This is a genomic window from Priestia sp. D51 (genome assembly GCF_053345675.1).
In genome coordinates this window covers 99,132-115,648 of record NZ_JBLTIR010000005.1, presented here as the reverse complement: position 1 = coordinate 115,648, position 16,517 = coordinate 99,132, and the positions used below count along the sequence as shown (strand labels likewise).

General features: G+C 39.9%; 16 protein-coding genes and 1 other RNA gene. 12 read left to right on the top strand and 5 right to left on the bottom strand.

The features are described 5' to 3' along the window. Positions 1-3 precede the first annotated feature (3 nt). The 5 genes from secG (at position 4) to ssrA (ending at position 4,739) form a co-directional block, all read left to right on the top strand. On the top strand, positions 4-237 hold the full coding sequence (gene secG / locus ACNHOZ_RS20315) for a preprotein translocase subunit SecG (protein WP_014457843.1): 234 nt from the start codon (positions 4-6) through the stop codon (positions 235-237). Positions 238-505: 268 nt separating this feature from the next. Then, positions 506-1,246: an alpha/beta hydrolase gene (locus ACNHOZ_RS20310; RefSeq protein ID WP_048021789.1), complete on the top strand. Its 741-nt coding sequence runs from the start codon at positions 506-508 to the stop codon at positions 1,244-1,246. A 38-nt stretch (positions 1,247-1,284) separates the two neighbouring features. Next, positions 1,285-3,627 carry a ribonuclease R gene (rnr, locus tag ACNHOZ_RS20305; protein WP_048021791.1) on the top strand — a complete coding sequence of 781 codons (2,343 nt, stop codon included), beginning with the start codon at positions 1,285-1,287 and terminating at the stop codon, positions 3,625-3,627. Between the two features lie 145 nt (positions 3,628-3,772). Beyond that, positions 3,773-4,240 (top strand): SsrA-binding protein SmpB, encoded by a 468-nt coding sequence (gene smpB / locus ACNHOZ_RS20300; protein ID WP_013059694.1) that lies wholly within the window; start codon positions 3,773-3,775, stop codon positions 4,238-4,240. 137 nt (positions 4,241-4,377) lie between these two features. Further along, positions 4,378-4,739, top strand: a transfer-messenger RNA (tmRNA) gene (gene ssrA, locus ACNHOZ_RS20295). A gap of 154 nt (positions 4,740-4,893) precedes the next feature. On the opposite strand, the gene modB is transcribed toward ssrA, so the two are convergent. The 4 genes from modB to fdhF form a co-directional block, all read right to left on the bottom strand. Further along, positions 4,894-5,550, bottom strand: coding sequence for a molybdate ABC transporter permease subunit (gene modB / locus ACNHOZ_RS20290; protein WP_034264255.1), 657 nt, complete (start codon positions 5,548-5,550; stop codon positions 4,894-4,896). Positions 5,551-5,557: 7 nt separating this feature from the next. Beyond that, complete coding sequence (gene modA, locus ACNHOZ_RS20285) at positions 5,558-6,355, bottom strand: molybdate ABC transporter substrate-binding protein (RefSeq protein WP_099000230.1); 798 nt, start codon at positions 6,353-6,355, stop codon at positions 5,558-5,560. Positions 6,356-6,480: 125 nt separating this feature from the next. Continuing rightward, positions 6,481-6,960, bottom strand: coding sequence for a DUF1641 domain-containing protein (locus ACNHOZ_RS20280; protein ID WP_310884129.1), 480 nt, complete (start codon positions 6,958-6,960; stop codon positions 6,481-6,483). Positions 6,961-6,971: 11 nt separating this feature from the next. Further along, entirely contained in the window at positions 6,972-9,911 is a 2,940-nt protein-coding gene (gene fdhF / locus ACNHOZ_RS20275) for a formate dehydrogenase subunit alpha (protein WP_342836907.1), read from the bottom strand. Between the two features lie 366 nt (positions 9,912-10,277). Here fdhF and ACNHOZ_RS20270 point away from each other — a divergent pair, with 366 nt between their 5' ends. From ACNHOZ_RS20270 to moaA, 3 genes are read left to right on the top strand one after another with little or no spacing between them, the layout of a single operon-like run. Beyond that, complete coding sequence (locus tag ACNHOZ_RS20270; protein WP_013059689.1) at positions 10,278-10,622, top strand: DUF2294 domain-containing protein; 345 nt, start codon at positions 10,278-10,280, stop codon at positions 10,620-10,622. Between the two features lie 15 nt (positions 10,623-10,637). After that, positions 10,638-11,435, top strand: coding sequence for a formate dehydrogenase accessory sulfurtransferase FdhD (gene fdhD, locus ACNHOZ_RS20265; RefSeq protein ID WP_033580428.1), 798 nt, complete (start codon positions 10,638-10,640; stop codon positions 11,433-11,435). 44 nt (positions 11,436-11,479) lie between these two features. Next, positions 11,480-12,496, top strand: a complete 1,017-nt coding sequence (moaA, locus tag ACNHOZ_RS20260; protein WP_028412063.1) for a GTP 3',8-cyclase MoaA — start codon at positions 11,480-11,482, stop codon at positions 12,494-12,496. A 13-nt stretch (positions 12,497-12,509) separates the two neighbouring features. Here moaA and mobA read toward each other — a convergent pair whose 3' ends face one another. Then, positions 12,510-13,079, bottom strand: a complete 570-nt coding sequence (gene mobA / locus ACNHOZ_RS20255; protein ID WP_028412064.1) for a molybdenum cofactor guanylyltransferase — start codon at positions 13,077-13,079, stop codon at positions 12,510-12,512. Between the two features lie 161 nt (positions 13,080-13,240). Between mobA and ACNHOZ_RS20250 the strand changes: the two genes are divergently transcribed. The 4 genes from ACNHOZ_RS20250 to ACNHOZ_RS20235 are packed head-to-tail and all read left to right on the top strand — an operon-like array spanning position 13,241 to position 16,515. Further along, entirely contained in the window at positions 13,241-14,257 is a 1,017-nt protein-coding gene (locus ACNHOZ_RS20250) for a molybdopterin-synthase adenylyltransferase MoeB (protein ID WP_028412065.1), read from the top strand. 16 nt (positions 14,258-14,273) lie between these two features. After that, the gene (locus ACNHOZ_RS20245; RefSeq protein ID WP_328174692.1) at positions 14,274-15,539 is read left to right on the top strand and encodes a molybdopterin molybdotransferase MoeA; all 1,266 of its coding nucleotides are present in this window, start codon (positions 14,274-14,276) and stop codon (positions 15,537-15,539) included. After that, complete coding sequence (mobB, locus tag ACNHOZ_RS20240; RefSeq protein ID WP_165635044.1) at positions 15,527-16,054, top strand: molybdopterin-guanine dinucleotide biosynthesis protein B; 528 nt, start codon at positions 15,527-15,529, stop codon at positions 16,052-16,054. The genes ACNHOZ_RS20245 and mobB overlap by 13 nt, the downstream gene beginning before the upstream one ends. Beyond that, entirely contained in the window at positions 16,051-16,515 is a 465-nt protein-coding gene (locus ACNHOZ_RS20235) for a molybdenum cofactor biosynthesis protein MoaE (protein ID WP_025752620.1), read from the top strand. Before mobB ends, ACNHOZ_RS20235 begins: the two co-directional genes overlap by 4 nt. Positions 16,516-16,517 lie beyond the last annotated feature (2 nt).

The following is a 16,517-nucleotide window of genomic DNA, read 5'->3' as shown; positions in this document are numbered from 1 at the left end:
TTAGTGCATACATTGCTGATTACTTTGCTAGTGATTGTTTCAATTGCATTGATTGTTGTGGTCGTTTTACAATCAAGCAAAACTACTGGATTATCTGGAGCTATTTCCGGTGGAGCTGAAACGTTATTTGGAAAACAAAAAGCACGTGGAATTGACTTAGTTTTACACCGTTTGACAGTAGTGTTATCTATCTTATTCTTTGCGTTAACACTTGCTGTATCTTATTTCAAACTTTAATATGTTACTGGATAGACTGCCACCTAATGCATACGTACTTGGTGTATACCAACTTATGTATTAGGTGGCTTTTTTAATGGGCGTGTTGAATACTTTAATTTCATTTTTAAGTAATGATATAATATAGCTTTAGAAAAAAGTACTAAATATAGTATAAAAGCGTAAAAGTTGACGGACACATCTCTTGTTATGTGATGACCGTCACATAAATACATGTTTTTTTCTATTATGACTGCAGATATTATAACTAAAAGGAGTTAAATGATATATGAAAATTGCACAACCAAAGCCATTTACATTTGAAGGCGGCGAAAAGGCTGTTTTATTACTTCACGGTTTTACCGGAAATTCTGCTGATGTTCGTATGTTAGGTCGTTTTTTAGAGAAAAAAGGATACACATGCCACGCACCTCACTATAAAGGACACGGTGTAGTGCCTGAAGAGCTTGTTCATACTGGTCCAAAAGATTGGTGGAAAGATGTCATGGAAGGCTATGAGTTTTTAAAAAGTAAAGGCCATGAAAGTATTGCCGCTGTAGGTCTTTCACTAGGTGGCGTATTTTCACTGAAATTAGGTTACACTGTACCTATAAAGGGTATTGTGCCTATGTGCGCGCCTATGTATATAAAGAGTGAAGAAGTCATGTATGAAGGTGTTTTAGCGTATGCACGCGAATATAAAAAGCGTGAAGGTAAATCGTCTGAACAGATTGAACAAGAAATGGAAGAGTTCAAACAAACACCAATGAACACGTTAAAGTCTTTACAGGAATTAATCGCTGAAGTGCGAAATTCAGTTGATATGATTTATGCACCGACATTTGTTGTACAAGGTCGTCATGATCATATGATTAATACAGACAGCGCCAATATTATTTATAATAGCGTCGAGTCTCCTACAAAAGATATAAAGTGGTACGAAGAATCTGGTCATACCATTACCTTTGATAAAGAGCGAGATCAGCTTCACGAGGATGTATATGCATTTTTGGAATCACTTGATTGGTAATAGAGATAATACGAATAAGGAAAAAGGAGGGACATGATGTGAAAGAAGAAAATCAGCCCTATATGAATGAAATATTGGATTTTATGAAAAGGGATAATTACAAACCTTTGACTGTCCAAGAGCTTGCAAAAGAATTTAATACGGAGGATGCAGAGTCATTCAAAGAGTTTGTTAAGGCACTTGTTATTATGGAAGAGAAGGGTTTAATTATCCGAGCAAGAAATGACCGCTACGGGCTGCCGGAACAAATGAATTTTGTCAAAGGGAAAGTAAGCGGACATGCAAAAGGGTTTGCGTTCGTAGTTCCTGAAGAAAAAGATGCGGGTGATGTATTTATTCCCCCTACTGAAACAAACAATGCTATGCACGGAGATATTGTGCTTGCAAGAGTGTTATCAGAATCATCAGGTGCTCGTCGTGAAGGAACCATTGTAAAAATCTTAGAACGAGGTACCCAGCAAATTGTAGGTACGTATACGCAAAGCAAGAATTTCGGCTTTGTGATTGCGGATGACAAAAAAATTGCAGGTGATATCTTTATTCCCAAAGCAGCAAGAAACGGTGCAGTTGAAGGCCATAAAGTAGTAGTAGAGCTCACAACCTATCCGGAAGGCCGCATGAATGCAGAAGGAAAAGTTGTTCAAATTCTTGGACATAAAAACGATCCGGGGATCGATATCATTTCTGTTATCCATAAGCACGGTCTTCCTCAAGAATTTCCTGCTGACGCTTTAACGCAAGCAATTGATACACCTGAGACGATTGATGAAAAAGATATCGGTAACCGTCGCGATCTTCGGGATCAAGTTATTGTAACCATTGACGGAGCAGATGCAAAAGATTTGGATGACGCTGTAACGGTTACAGAGCTTGAAAACGGAAACTACAAATTAGGTGTTCATATTGCAGATGTAAGTCACTACGTTAAAGAAGGTTCTCCGATTGATGTAGAAGCAGCAGAGCGCGGAACAAGCGTCTATTTAGTAGACCGAGTTATTCCGATGATTCCTCACCGTTTATCTAACGGAATCTGCTCATTAAATCCAAAAGTTAACCGTTTTACACTTTCTTGTGAGATGGAAATTAATCCACAAGGTGAAGTAGTAAAACATGAGATTTTTGAAAGTGTCATCAAAACGACAGAACGAATGACGTATTCAGATGTGAACAAAATCTTAGTGGATAAAGATGAAGAAGTGTTAGAACGCTACGAGCCAATCGTTCCGATGTTTGAGCGTATGGAAAAGCTGGCAGCTATTCTTCGTAAAAAGAGAATGGATCGCGGTGCCATTGATTTTGATTTCAAAGAAGCAAAAGTATTGGTAGATGATGATGGACATCCTCACGATGTTATTTTGCGTGAACGTTCAGTTGCTGAAAAGCTAATCGAAGAATTTATGCTGGCGGCGAATGAAACAGTAGCAGAACATTTTCACTGGATGAACGTACCGTTTATTTATCGTATTCATGAAGATCCAGATGCAGAGAAGCTTACTCGTTTCTTAGAGTTTATTACAAACTTTGGTTATACAGTGAAAGGGACAGGCAACGATATTCATCCGCGTGCGCTGCAAGATATTTTAGAAGAAGTAAAGGGTACGCCTGAAGAGATGGTTATTTCAACTGTTATGCTTCGTTCGATGAAACAAGCGAAATATGAAGCAGAAAGTTTAGGCCACTTTGGTTTATCAGCTGAATTCTATACGCATTTTACTTCTCCAATCCGTCGTTATCCGGATTTAATCGTTCATCGTCTCATTCGTACGTATTTAATTGAAGGAAAAACAGATCAGCAAACGCAAGAAAAATGGCGCGAGCTTCTGCCTGATGTTGCTGAGCATTCTTCTAATATGGAACGTCGTTCAGTTGACGCTGAGCGAGAAACGGACGATATGAAAAAAGCTGAGTTTATGGCTGATAAAGTTGGGGAAGTATTCAATGGTATTATTAGCTCTGTTACAAACTTTGGGATGTTCGTGGAGCTGGAAAATACGATTGAAGGGTTAGTTCATGTTAGTGACTTAACGGATGACTATTATCGTTACGACGAACGTCATTATGCGATGATTGGAGAAAGAACGGGCAACGTCTTCCGAATTGGAGACGAAATTGAAGTGAAAGTTGCCGATGTGAATAAAGAAGAGCGTTCAGTGGACTTTGTTATTGTGGGAATGAAAGAAGGCCGCAAACGCTTATCTAAAGATCGTCCTAAAGTGATTAAGGCAAAACAAAAATCACGCAAAGATGATAAAGGAAAAGGTCGAGAGGGCAGCCGAAGCAAAAATGAAGAGTGGTCTACTCAAAAACCAAAGAAGAAAAAGAAAAAAAGATTCTTCGAAGGCGCTCCAAACGTTAAGCGCAAAAAGAAAAAGCGCAAATAATCGACAGCAGTGAAGCAGAAGGATAGACCTTCTGCTTCAAAACAGCTCTATTAAACGTTTTAGTTGTTGTTTAGATTTCCATACAGTAAAATGATACATAATATCATACATATACGTAAGTACGGCTGAAGGGAAGGAACGTTTTATGCCAAAAGGTGAAGGGAAATTAATTGCACAAAACAAAAAAGCCCGCCACGACTTTTTTATTGAAGAAACATATGAGACGGGTATTGTTCTACAAGGAACGGAAATTAAATCAATTCGTAATGGTCGTGTGAATTTAAAGGACTCTTTTGCTCGTGTGCAAAACGGAGAAGTATTTTTACACAATATGCACGTTAGTCCTTACGAACAAGGAAATCGATACAATCATGAGCCACTTCGTACACGAAAGCTATTGCTGCATAAACGCGAAATCAGCAAGCTAATTGGCTATTCAAAAGAAACAGGTTATTCACTAGTTCCGTTAAAAGTGTATTTGAAAAATGGATACGCAAAGGTTTTACTAGGGCTTGGTAAGGGTAAAAAGAAATATGATAAGCGTGAAGACTTAAAGCGTAAAGAAGCCAAGCGTGATATCGAACGAGCATTTCGTGATCGTCAAAAGATGTAAAATTACAAAATATTACAATTGCAAAATGCTCATTTTATGATATAATAAATATTGTTATCAGTTAGATTTCATTTTGCACACTGAAGTCGCTATCTGATGTAAGAATTTTTCTTACACATTCCGACTCCCTTTTATATGGGGACGTTACGGATTCGACAGGGATAGTTCGAGCTTAGGTTGCGAGTCGAGGAGATGGCCTCGTTAAAACATCAACGCCAATAATAACTGGCAAATCTAACAATAACTTCGCTTTAGCTGCATAATAGTAGCTTAGCGGTTCCTCCCTCCATCGCCCATGTGGTAGGGTAAGGGACTCACTTTAAGTGGGCTACGCCGGAGTTCGCCGTCTGAGGACGAAGGAAGAGAATAATCAGACTAGCGACTGGGACGCCTGTTGGTAGGCAGAACAGCTCGCGAATGATCAATATGCCAACTACACTCGTAGACGCTTAAGTGGCGATATTTCTGGACGTGGGTTCGACTCCCACCGTCTCCACCAAATACATATTTTTGGTGGCTTACCTTACTTATAACAGGAGCTAATCAAATGTATGATCTACATTTGATTAGCTCCTTTTTAATTTATGATGTATGTAAAATTGAAAAAGCGGTACAAAAGTAAAAGGATGCCTCTTACATAAAGAGGCATCCTTTTACTTTTGTTTAAGCTGAACAAAAAGCAGCATAAGAAAGGAAAGAAAGACGATCGAGATAACCCATAGCCAAGCGAGATTCATGTTTCCAGAGTCAATCGCGACGTAGATAGCGGTAGGAACAGTTTGAGTTTCACCTGGAATATTGCCAGCAAACATCAAAGTGGCTCCAAATTCTCCGAGTGCTCTTGCCAGACTTAACACACCTCCTGTTACGATAGCTTTAGAAGCTAAAGGAATGGAAATAAAGAAAAAGACTTTCCATTCGCTTGCACCATCTACTCGAGCTGCGTCTTCAATTTCATGATCAACGCCTTGGAAGCCCGTTTTGGCAGATTGATACATAAGGGGAAACGCAACGACAACGGATGCAATAACAGCTGCCCACCACGTAAAAATAACGGGTTGTTGAAAGACCCATTCAATTGCTCGGCCGAGTAGGCTGTGTTTTCCGAATATGACAATCAATAAAAATCCAACAACGGACGGAGGCAGGACCAATGGTAGCATCAACACCGTTTCAACCATTACTTTTCCCTTAAAGTGTTTCCTTGATAACAGTTTTCCTATAACAGTGCCTAGAATAATCACGACAAATCCCGCTACTAATGCAATTTTAAGCGATAGCTGAAGAGGAGATAAAAACTCTTGAATCATAGTAATCTCAATTCGCAGTGAAACCGTATTTTTTAAACGTGTTAAGAGCCGTCTTACTTTGTAAAAATTGATAAAAATCCTTTGCTTCTTGTGGATGTTTCGAATCCTTAATAACGCCTACAGGATATACAATTGGTTTGTGAGTGCTATGATCTGCAGTGGCGACAATCTTCACTTTTTTTGAAATCAACGCATCGGTTTTATAAACAACTCCAGCTTCAACGTTTTCTGTCTCCACATAGGAAAGCACCTGGCGTACGTCTTTTGCATAGACGGTTTTAGGCTCAATGTTTTTCCACAGATTCATGTGTTCAAAAGTCTCTTTTGCATACTGTCCGGCAGGAACGGATTCCGGTATGCCAAGTGCAATTTTTTGAACAGCAGGCTTTGATAGATCTTCAAAATTTTTGATGGCAGCCGAATTATTCTTTGGGACGATAAGCACAAGATCGTTGCCAACCAAGTCAGTTCCATTTTCTTTAGAAATAACTCCTGACTTTACCAGTGCATCAAACTTATCTTCCGCTGCTGAAAAAAACAAATCAGCCGGTGCGCCGTTTTCGATTTGCTGTTGCAGCGAGCCTGAAGCCCCAAAATTAAATTTTAAGTCGACATTCGGATGCTTTGTTTCATATTGCTTTTGAATATCGGTAAGCGCATCTTTTAAGCTGGCTGCAGCGGATATCGTTAAGCTGACGTTTTGGTGCTGAGCCGCTGATTGACTCGTATTTGTTCCGTTCGAACAAGCAGCAGTAAACATAATTAAAAATAATAGTGCGAATAAGGGTTTAAAGTATTGTTGCATCGTGTCACCTCAGTTAGTTGTAGTAAAGCAATTTAGTATAACTATATCACGTTCATTTAAAATTTGACTTCCTAAAAAGAAAACAGCGACTTGAAAGGGGGAAAACTTTCAAGTCGCTGCTTCATTTATTCTTCCAACGCTTTGCCCATTCCTTTTAAAAAGTGAAGCCCAAATCCAATTGCACGATTGACATCTGGATCGTTTAGCACTTTTATAAGAGCTAATGCACTTACTTTTTTTCCTGTTTTTACATACTCATTCGCTTCGTTCATACCAGCTGTTGCACTGTTCACAAGTTTAGCGGTTACCTCTGGGTCTGCCTTCATCAAACCGCTGCTTGCACCCATAAGGGTATTAATTAAATTGGTTACGGGTTCTCTAGAAATTTGATGAAGCGCAATTTTTGAGATTTTTTCTTTTGCTTGAATCATTGAATCAGCAGCTTCAAGAACACCCATGTCGTTAAGTTCTCCGACAATACCGAGAATACGATTCAGCGCTTCTTCATTATCTGCCAGCAGAGAAGTCAAGTCTTCTAATTTTTGCTGTTTTTTTTCTTCCTCGCTTAGAAGAGGCTTTTTAATTTCTGTAATAGGTTGTGCCATCTTTTCTCCTCCTATTTACTTGTTAAATGGACGTAGCCAGGACGATTCCATTTACGCTGAACCTCGACCCCATTTTGAGGATGACGTTTTTTGTTACGCGGATTTGTAGACGGTAAAGGCGTTTTTCCGCCTTTGCTTAATACTTCCATCCGTACTTTTGTTTGTTTGTAAGCCGGCGTATTTGTTCGTTGGTCTACTGCAGGCCCCGTCAAGAAGTTAATAGCCGAATCTTTATGAACGGAGTGCATCGGAAGATACAGCTCATTTGCTTTTACTCGCTCTGTAATTAATGCCTGTACTTTTACTGCTCCAAACGGTGAGATTAATCTGACAAGCGAACCGTCTTCAATTTCACGCTCCTTGGCAAGCTGAGGTGAAATTTCTACAAATACTTCCGGTACCTTTGATTGAATACCGCTCGATTTATTGGTCATATTCCCTTCATGAAAATGTTCTAACATTCGTCCGTTATTAATGTGCAAATCATATTCCTCTGGAAATTCAGCAGGAAGAACCCAATCTGATAAAGCAAAGCGCGCTTTTTTATCTGGGAAATTAAACCCATCGACGTAAAGTAAAGGCGTGCTTTTCCCCTCTAAGCTCCCCCATAAGAAGCTTTCCCAGCCTTCAAGGTTTTCGTAGCTGGCTTGGCTGAACAGAGGTGATAGACTAGCCATTTCTGAAAAGATGTCACCAGGGTGTGTATACGTCCAATTTGCACCTAAGCGGTTTGCAATCTCTTGAACAATCCACCAATCCGGCTTCGAATCACCAAGCGTTGGCAATGCTTGATACAATCTTTGTACGCGTCGCTCCGTATTGGTAAACGTTCCGTCTTTTTCAAGAGAAGGAACAGCAGGGAGTACAACATCAGCATATTGAGCCGTTCTTGAAAGGAAAATGTCTTGGACAACAAAAAAATCTAGATTTGATAATATTTCGTGTACGTGATTAGCGTTCGAATCGACAAGAGCCATATCTTCTCCTACAAGGTACATAGCTTTCATTTTTCCTTCATCAATTGAATGAAGCATTTGGATATTATCAAGACCGGGCTTGTCTTTAATTTTCACGCCGTATGCTTTTTCAAATTTTTCTCGAGCGACTGAGTCCGTGACGTGCTGATAACCTGGAAGCCAAGCGGGAAGAGTTCCCATATCGCATGCGCCTTGCACGTTATTGTGGCCTCGGAGTGGATAAGCGCCTGCACCAGGGCGTCGATAGTTTCCAGTAGCAAGCAACAGGTTTGAGATAGCCGCTGATGTATCAGAGCCTCCTGTATTTTGCGTCACGCCCATACCCCACAGCACACAGGTTCCATCGGCGTCTCGAATCATTTCAGCTATTTGAATGAGTGTTGCTGCTGAAATACCCGTAATTTGTTCAGCATATTCAAGCGTGTACTTTTCAAGCAAAGAGTTAAAGTCTTCAAAATAGTTGACGTTTTCTTGGATAAATTTTTCGTTGTGCCATCCTTGATCAATCATGTATTTTGTTACAGCCATTAGCCATACTTGGTCCGTACCTTGTTTTGGACTGATAAAAATGTCAGAGCGTTCAGCCATTTCGTTTTTGCGCAAATCTGCGACGATTAGTTTTTGGTCATGAAGCTTATGCGCGCGTTTGATACGAGTTGCTAATACAGGGTGACCTTCGGCAGGGTTAGCTCCAACGATGATAACCAGTCCAGCTTTTGCGATGTCTTTTATCGTGCCGGCATCGCCTCCCATTCCGACTGTTCGAAATAATCCATCGGTTGCAGGAGACTGACAGTAGCGAGAACAGTTGTCTACGTCATTTGTTTCAAACATTTGGCGAGCCAGCTTTTGAATAACATAGTTTTCTTCGTTTGTAATCTTAGAAGAAGAGATAAAACCAACGGATCCATGTCCGTACTGCTGATTGATGGAGTTTAACCTGCTTGCTACTAAATCGAGCGCTTCTTCCCATGACGACTCTACAAATGCGCCATTTTTTCGGATTAAAGGCTTAGTAATACGTTTTTCAGAGTTTACAAAATCCCAGCCGAATTTTCCTTTCACACAGGTTGAAATAGCGTTTGCGGGAGCATCTGAGCTAGGTTGAACTTTAAGGATTTCGCGGCCTTTTGTCCACACTTCAAATGAACATCCAACTCCGCAAAATGTACAGACGGTTTTTGTTTTTTTCGTCCGAGTTTCACGCATAGCTGCTTCCACCTCTGAAACAGCAAAAATTCCGCTGTACCCTGGTTCCACTTCTTTAACTAAATCAATCATTGGATTCAAAACGCTTTTTGGAAGTCCGGTCATGAATCCAGCTTCTCCGAGCATAGATTTTTCCATTAAGGCATTACAAGGGCATACTGTTACACATTGACCGCAGCTCACACAAGAAGATTCATTGATTGCTACACCATCATCCCAGAGAACGCGGGGACGTTTCGCTTCCCAGTCGATAGAGAGCGTTTCATTAACTTGAAGATTTTGACAAACCTCTACACATTGTCCACAAGCAATGCATTGATTAGGGTCATAACGGTAAAACGGATGAGACATATCGACTTCATTCTCTGAGGCCTTTGGCGTATAGGGGTATTTTTGATGTTCAATCTCCATCATTTCGGCTGTATTATGTAATTTACAGTTTCCGTTGTTATTATCGCAAACGGTGCAGTATAGCAAATGATTTTCTAATAAGCGATCCATTGCTTCCGTCTGTGCCGCTTTTGCGGGTGCTGATTGTAATTCAATCTTCATGCCGTTTTCAGCTTTTGTAGAACAAGAACGAACTAACTCGCCATTCATTTCAACAATACATGTGTCACAAGTTTGAATAGGGTCTACTTCAGGCACATAACAAATCTGAGGATGCTCGATGTTTTGCTGGTTAATAATTTCGAGTATGGTAGAACCTGAAGCTGCCTTGTATTCGTTGCCATTTATATGAACAGTGATGATTTCACGACTCATTTGTTTTCCTCCTTTATATAAAACAAAAAACCACCATGAATACACATGCCTAATTAAATAAGGGAAGTGCAATCATGGTGGAATAGTTTACTAGCAGGTCTTACTAATATGCCAATCCGGCCCATTTATATCGTTAAGAAAAAGTGATAGAGTAATAACAATTCATTATTATTATTATTCCATCTCGGTTATTTATAATTATATCGCTACGTTTTTAAATGCACAACTTTTTTAAATACCCAACTCTCTTCAAAAGTTTTGCTGCAAAGATTTTAGGCTTTTATTTTTTGAAGTGTTGATTTATGATAAAAAAACTGTAGGAATAAAATGCACAATTTAATTTTAATCGGTGGGAGAGCGTTGATTATGTCAAAAACAATTCATGAATTTAATGATATTATTCGGAAGCTTCGAAAAGATTTATTTGGAAAAGGACCGGAAAGAATACATACGGTTTTTGTTGAAAATATGGCTGTCTCAACACTGTATGGAAATTTAACTCCGACAGAAACATTTATTGCAAGCACTTCTGAAGGGTGTGACATGGTTCATTTAGCTCGAACAAAAATGATTCAAGATGTATATGCATCGAATCCGCCGGAAGGGCTAGAAGAATTGGTAGGAGCAAAGCTGGTTAATTTATTTTCAGATATGAAAATAAAAGAAAATATAGCGGTTTCCGTATTTGTTTTTGATAAAAACATTATTTAAAAAAGGAGACATCACATGAATTCGACCGTTAAGAAGCGTACAGTTCTTAGATTTAAAAATGGTGAAATGGAAAGCGTGGAAGATAAAATTGTAACGGAGTTTCCTGTGACTGTGAAAATTAATGAAGAAGAGTTTGTCACGATGGTATGTAGCCCTCAATACATTGAAGATATGGTAATTGGCTATTTAGCATCTGAAGGGGTTATTCGAGAATACAAAGACATTAAAAACATATGGGTTCAAGAAAAAGAAGGGTATGTTCATGTTACAATAGATAAATTAAACCCGTATTTTCAAAACCTTCAAAATAAACGATATATCACGTCTTGCTGCGGGGCGAGCAGGCAAGGGTTTGTCTTTATAAATGATGCGCTGACTGCTAAAAAAATGAATGATATATCGGTAGAACTTTCAATTAAGGATTGTTTTCAACTCATGAATAAGCTGCAGCAATCTGCTGCTACGTTTCAAGAAACGGGTGGCGTTCATAACGCTGCCATTTGTGATAAAAATGGTTTCATGCTTAGCAGAATGGACATTGGCAGGCATAATGCTCTAGATAAACTATATGGGTATTGCTTAAAACACCATATTTCAATTAGGGATAAAGTAGTCGTTTTCAGCGGCCGTATTTCTTCAGAAATTTTGTTGAAAGTAGCGAAGATCGGGTGTGAAGTGGTTCTTTCAAAATCCGCTCCGACTGAACTTGCTTTAAATCTAGCAGAAGAATTGAGAATTACAACGGTAGGGTTTATCCGAAGTGATTCGTTGAATATTTATACATGCCCGGAAAGAATTTTAAGAGAAAGTTAATCTGCTGTGGAGAAGCTGACAGCTAGAGAGGAGAGATGAGGCAGATGTCATACACTATAGTTGATACGTTAAAGCGCCCTTTACGAGACTTGCGTTTGTCCGTAACAGATCGCTGTAACTTTCGCTGTCGATATTGTATGCCTGAAGAAATTTTTGGGGCAGACTATCCATTTTTACCTGCCGAAAATATTCTTTCGTTTGATGAATTAGAGAGACTCACGAGATTATTCGCATCGCTAGGAGTAAAAAAAGTGCGTATAACGGGAGGAGAGCCACTGCTAAGAAAAGGCTTGCCAGATCTAATCAATCGTCTGAAGCAAATTGAGGGTATAGATGATATTGCCATAACAACAAACGGCTCACTGTTAAAGAAGCATGCAGAAGCCTTATCAAAAGCGGGATTATCAAGAGTAACCGTCAGCTTAGACTCGCTTGATGAAGTGAGATTTCAAGAGCTGAACGGAAATCGAGGAAGCGTCAAACGAGTGTTAGAAGGAATAGAGGCAGCAGCTCTTGCGGGGATTTCAGTCAAAATAAACATGGTTGTCCAAAAAGGCAAGAACGAGCAGGATATCCTTCCGATGGCCCAATATTTTAAAGGCAAAAAACATACGCTGCGCTTTATTGAATACATGGATGTTGGAAATTCAAACGGATGGAAAATGGATGAGGTTATAACAAAGAAACAAATTCTTGATATAGTTGGACAAGAAATGCCTCTTGAAGAAATTCCGCCTCATTACACGGGAGAAGTAGCTACCAGGTATCGGTATGTTGGGACAGAAGAGGAAATTGGTATCATTTCATCCGTGACAGATTCATTCTGTTCGACTTGTTCACGCGCAAGAGTATCGGCTGAAGGAAAGCTCTATACCTGCTTGTTTGCGTCAAAAGGGTACGACCTCCGGAAACTGATACGATCACAAGCATCTGATCATACTGTTTGTGACACCATTTCTGATATCTGGAATCATCGGAAAGATCGTTACTCAGATGAGCGGGCTAACGGAAGACAGGTCCAAGGCGCTGAGAAAGTGGAAATGTCTCATATTGGTGGATAATTCAAAAAAAGCCTTATAAATGCCAATCACTGCGATGATTCACATTTATAAAAGTAGGATCTTCTGCTGAAAAAGGCACGCGAAGGACGTTTGCCTGATTCAACAATCCTGTGAGCCTTCTTTCACCTTGTGTAACGAGTTGGTCAATAAGAGGAAGCGTTCTACGGTGATAGAGGGCTAGAAGCGGGTGCATGTGATTTGGCTGAACAGGAAGAACAATATCAGCTGAGTTCGCCTGAGTTAGGGTAATCATATTATGAACAAACTCAGCATTAACAAAAGGAATGTCACACGAAAGAATAAAGAACCATTCAGCACGGCAATCAATTGCAGTTAAAGCATGATGAATTGCATACAAAGGTCCTTGATACGGGCATTTTTCAACTGCAAATGAAACATCTTTTCTTTGAAAATAAGGAAGTAAATCTTGGTTGGTAGACACAAGTATAGGTGTGACGTGATTTTCTTTTAATGCATCTATACTATATTCGTAAAATGATTTCTTGTTATAGGTTTCAAACATTTTTGGTTGACCGTAGCGAGAAGATTTTCCTCCTGCTAATACAATGCCGGCAATGGACATTTATTAAATACCTCCATCAAAATATAGTTGTATATTTATGCACATAAGCGTCCGTAAAGCAGCTTAGCTTTATGTGTATAATAGCATGTTTTTAAAGAAATATCTTTGACGAAGGAATAGATAGTGAAGTCATAGATTGAACGAGAAAGGGAGAGAAAAGAGTGACAGAACGTTATTCACGTCAGCAGCTTTTCCAGCCCATTGGAAACAAAGGGCAGCAGCAAATTAGAAGTAAGCATGTTTTAGTTGTAGGCGCAGGGGCTCTAGGCAGCGCTAGTGCAGAAGCTCTCGTGCGTGCTGGAATTGGAAAATTGACTCTTGTAGATCGTGATTATGTAGAATGGAGTAATCTGCAGCGTCAGCAGCTTTATACAGAACAAGATGCGCAAAACAAACTGCCTAAAGCTGTAGCAGCCAAAAATCGTTTGCGTCAAATAAACACAGAAGTGAAAATCGAAGCGCTGGTGATGGATGCTCAGCCTGCTAATTTAGAAAGTATCGTCCAAACAGCTGATTTGATTATCGATGCGACAGACAATTTCGACATTCGCTTTATTTTAAATGATTTGTCACATAAGTATGAAGTTCCTTGGATCTACGGCTCATGTGTAGGGAGTTATGGCACCACTTATACCGTTATCCCAAACGTAACCCCTTGTCTGCACTGCATATTGAAAAAAGTGCCTGTGGGAGGAGCGACGTGTGAGACAGCAGGAATTATCAGTCCAGCCGTTCAAATTGTGGCAGCCTATCAAATAACCGAAGCATTAAAAATTTTAGTGGGAGACGTTGAAGCTTTGCGACACACATTTCTAACTTTTGACGTCTGGAATAATCAGCACGCTGAATTTAAGACGGGTAAAATGAAAAGTTATGAATGTTCTTCTTGCGGATCGGCACGCACATATCCGTACTTAGCGTATGAAAATCAGCTTAAAACAGAAGTTCTTTGCGGCAGAGAGACGGTTCAGATCAGACCCTCGCAGCAGCATTTACACAACTTTGATGAATTGGAAAAGCGTTTAAAAAACCAAGGGAAAGTAGACCGCAACCCATATCTTCTGTCATGTCAGCTTCCAGAGCAGCGCTTTGTTATTTTTCAAGATGGCCGTGTATTTATTCATGGAACGAATGATATTCAATTTGCGAGAAGTTTATATTATCGTTTATTAGGATGAGTAAAGGAGTGAAAAAATGAGAGAAAAGCGAACTCCTATCCCTGTCGGAGAATGCGTTGGGCGAGTGATGCAGTATGTCAAAAGCGGAAAGCAAGAAATCATTGCGCTTGAAGAAGCTCACGGCAGATTTTTAGCAGAAGATTTAATGGCAGATCATGATGTTCCTGCTTTTAATCGTTCTCCATATGATGGTTTTGCTATTCGGTCACAAGATACGAAAAAAGCATCATCACTTCATCCAGTAGAACTGGATGTTCGAGGAGAGATAGGAGCGGGTTCTGTTTTTGAACATGCAGTCAACGCGATGCAGGCTGTGCGTATTATGACAGGAGCTCCTATTCCAAAAGGCTGCGATGCGGTGGCAATGCTTGAAGTAACAAAAGAATATACAAAAGACAACCAGCCCGTCGTTCAAATCAAGCGGTCGTTTAACAGCGGAGATAACATTTCGTTTCAAGGAGAAGAAACAAAAAAAGGCACCATGTTAGTTTCAAAAGGAACGTATATCACTCCGGGAGTAGCTGCTCTTCTAGCCACATTTGGTTATAGTAACGTAGCTGTCTTCAAAAAGCCTGTAGTTGGATTACTTGCAACGGGAAGTGAACTAGTGGAAGTACGTGATCCTGTTCAGCGAGGGAAAATTCGTAATAGCAATGCTCATATGCTTCGTGCCCAAATTGAAAAAGCTGGAGGAGAAGTAAACTATTTTGGTATTATGCCCGATGATTTAAGTCAGTGCTACAGCGCGGTAAAATCTGCGCTATCAGAAGTGGACATACTGATTACAACGGGGGGCGTTTCAGTAGGAGATTATGATTATCTACCAGAGGTGTATAAGCAATTACAGGCCGAAGTTCTTTTTAATAAAATAGCGATGAGACCAGGCAGTGTCACAACAGTTGCACGTATGGAAGACAAGCTTTTATTTGGTCTATCGGGAAACCCTACGGCCTGCTACGTTGGTTTTGAACTGCTAGCTCGTCCGGTCATCAGTACATATGCGGGGAAAAGAACCCCTCATCTCCGGAAAGAAAAAGCTTTGTTAGGAAAAGACTTCTTAAAGCCAAATCCTTTTATGCGATTTGTATCTGGCAGGCTTTCATACAGGGAAGGACAGCTGATTGCTTCTCCATTAAGCTTTACAAAATCTAGTGCTGTTTCTTCTTTAGCTCATGCGGATACGTTAATTATATTTCCCGGAGGGACGAGAGGGTACAAAGAAGGAATGCTGGTTGACGTCTTATTGCTAGATGACGTGCAGGGAAGTGAATGGCCTTGGTAGCAAGTTGCACCGTTTTACAAGTAGTTGGATTTCAAAACAGCGGAAAAACGACTTTAGTGGAAAGGCTAATTAAAAAAGCGAAACAATTCGATCTACGTGTAGGTTCTATTAAGCACCATGGACACGGCGGACCTCCAGATAGCAGCAGTGAGCTAAAAGACAGTCATCGCCACCAGCAAGCAGGTGCCGATGTGGCAGGTGTAGAAGGAGGTGGGATCCTTCAGCTTACGGCAAACAGTAAAGACTGGAGCCTAAAAAAGCTGATTGATTTTTATCAATTTTTCTCGCCAGATGTCATTTTTGTTGAAGGATATAAAAAAGAATCCTATCCAAAAGCAGTCTTGATTCGAAGCGAAGAAGATCTTGTTCTGCTTTCCTCTCTAACCAATATCATATGCGTGATTAGTCACATTCCGCTTAAAAACGAAGTGCAGCGAGCATATCCAATGTTTCACTTACAAGAAGACGAGCTTTATCTTAATTTTTTATTGAAAGAAGTGGGGGAAAGAAGATGAACCAGCACTTATTTGAAGTAGTAAATCAGCCAATTGCGGTAGATGAAATAATTAAAAAAGTTTCTAGAAGAGACGCGGGAGCTATTACGACATTTATTGGAACGGTAAGAGAATTTACAAAAGGCAAAAAGACGCTCTCTCTTGAATATCAAGCCTATGTGCCAATGGCAGTGAAAATGCTCAGCCAAATTGGTGACGAAATTCAGGAAAAGTGGCCGGATGCTTTGACAGCTATTACTCATCGAATCGGAAAGCTTGATATAACAGAAGTCGCAGTAGTTATTGCGGTTTCTTCTCCGCATCGCAAAACAGCTTATGAAGCAAATGAGTATGCTATTGAACGTATTAAGCAAATTGTGCCAATTTGGAAAAAGGAATTTTGGGAAGATGGAACAAAATGGATTGGGGATCAGTTAGAAACAAAAGAATATCCTGAAGGAAAGCCATTGAAGGAGATGTAAAA

Bases quoted from the DNA above. Each gene is read 5' to 3' on its own strand.
- ACNHOZ_RS20310 (WP_048021789.1), top strand. From the start codon at position 506: ATGAAAATTGCACAACCAAAGCCATTTACATTTGAAGGCGGCGAAAAG.
- smpB (WP_013059694.1), top strand. From the start codon at position 3,773: ATGCCAAAAGGTGAAGGGAAATTAATTGCACAAAACAAAAAAGCCCGC.
- modB (WP_034264255.1), bottom strand. From the start codon at position 5,550: ATGATTCAAGAGTTTTTATCTCCTCTTCAGCTATCGCTTAAAATTGCA.
- modA (WP_099000230.1), bottom strand. From the start codon at position 6,355: ATGCAACAATACTTTAAACCCTTATTCGCACTATTATTTTTAATTATG.
- ACNHOZ_RS20280 (WP_310884129.1), bottom strand. From the start codon at position 6,960: ATGGCACAACCTATTACAGAAATTAAAAAGCCTCTTCTAAGCGAGGAA.
- fdhF (WP_342836907.1), bottom strand. From the start codon at position 9,911: ATGAGTCGTGAAATCATCACTGTTCATATAAATGGCAACGAATACAAG.
- ACNHOZ_RS20270 (WP_013059689.1), top strand. From the start codon at position 10,278: ATGTCAAAAACAATTCATGAATTTAATGATATTATTCGGAAGCTTCGA.
- fdhD (WP_033580428.1), top strand. From the start codon at position 10,638: ATGAATTCGACCGTTAAGAAGCGTACAGTTCTTAGATTTAAAAATGGT.
- moaA (WP_028412063.1), top strand. From the start codon at position 11,480: ATGTCATACACTATAGTTGATACGTTAAAGCGCCCTTTACGAGACTTG.
- mobA (WP_028412064.1), bottom strand. From the start codon at position 13,079: ATGTCCATTGCCGGCATTGTATTAGCAGGAGGAAAATCTTCTCGCTAC.
- ACNHOZ_RS20245 (WP_328174692.1), top strand. From the start codon at position 14,274: ATGAGAGAAAAGCGAACTCCTATCCCTGTCGGAGAATGCGTTGGGCGA.
- mobB (WP_165635044.1), top strand. From the start codon at position 15,527: ATGGCCTTGGTAGCAAGTTGCACCGTTTTACAAGTAGTTGGATTTCAA.
- ACNHOZ_RS20235 (WP_025752620.1), top strand. From the start codon at position 16,051: ATGAACCAGCACTTATTTGAAGTAGTAAATCAGCCAATTGCGGTAGAT.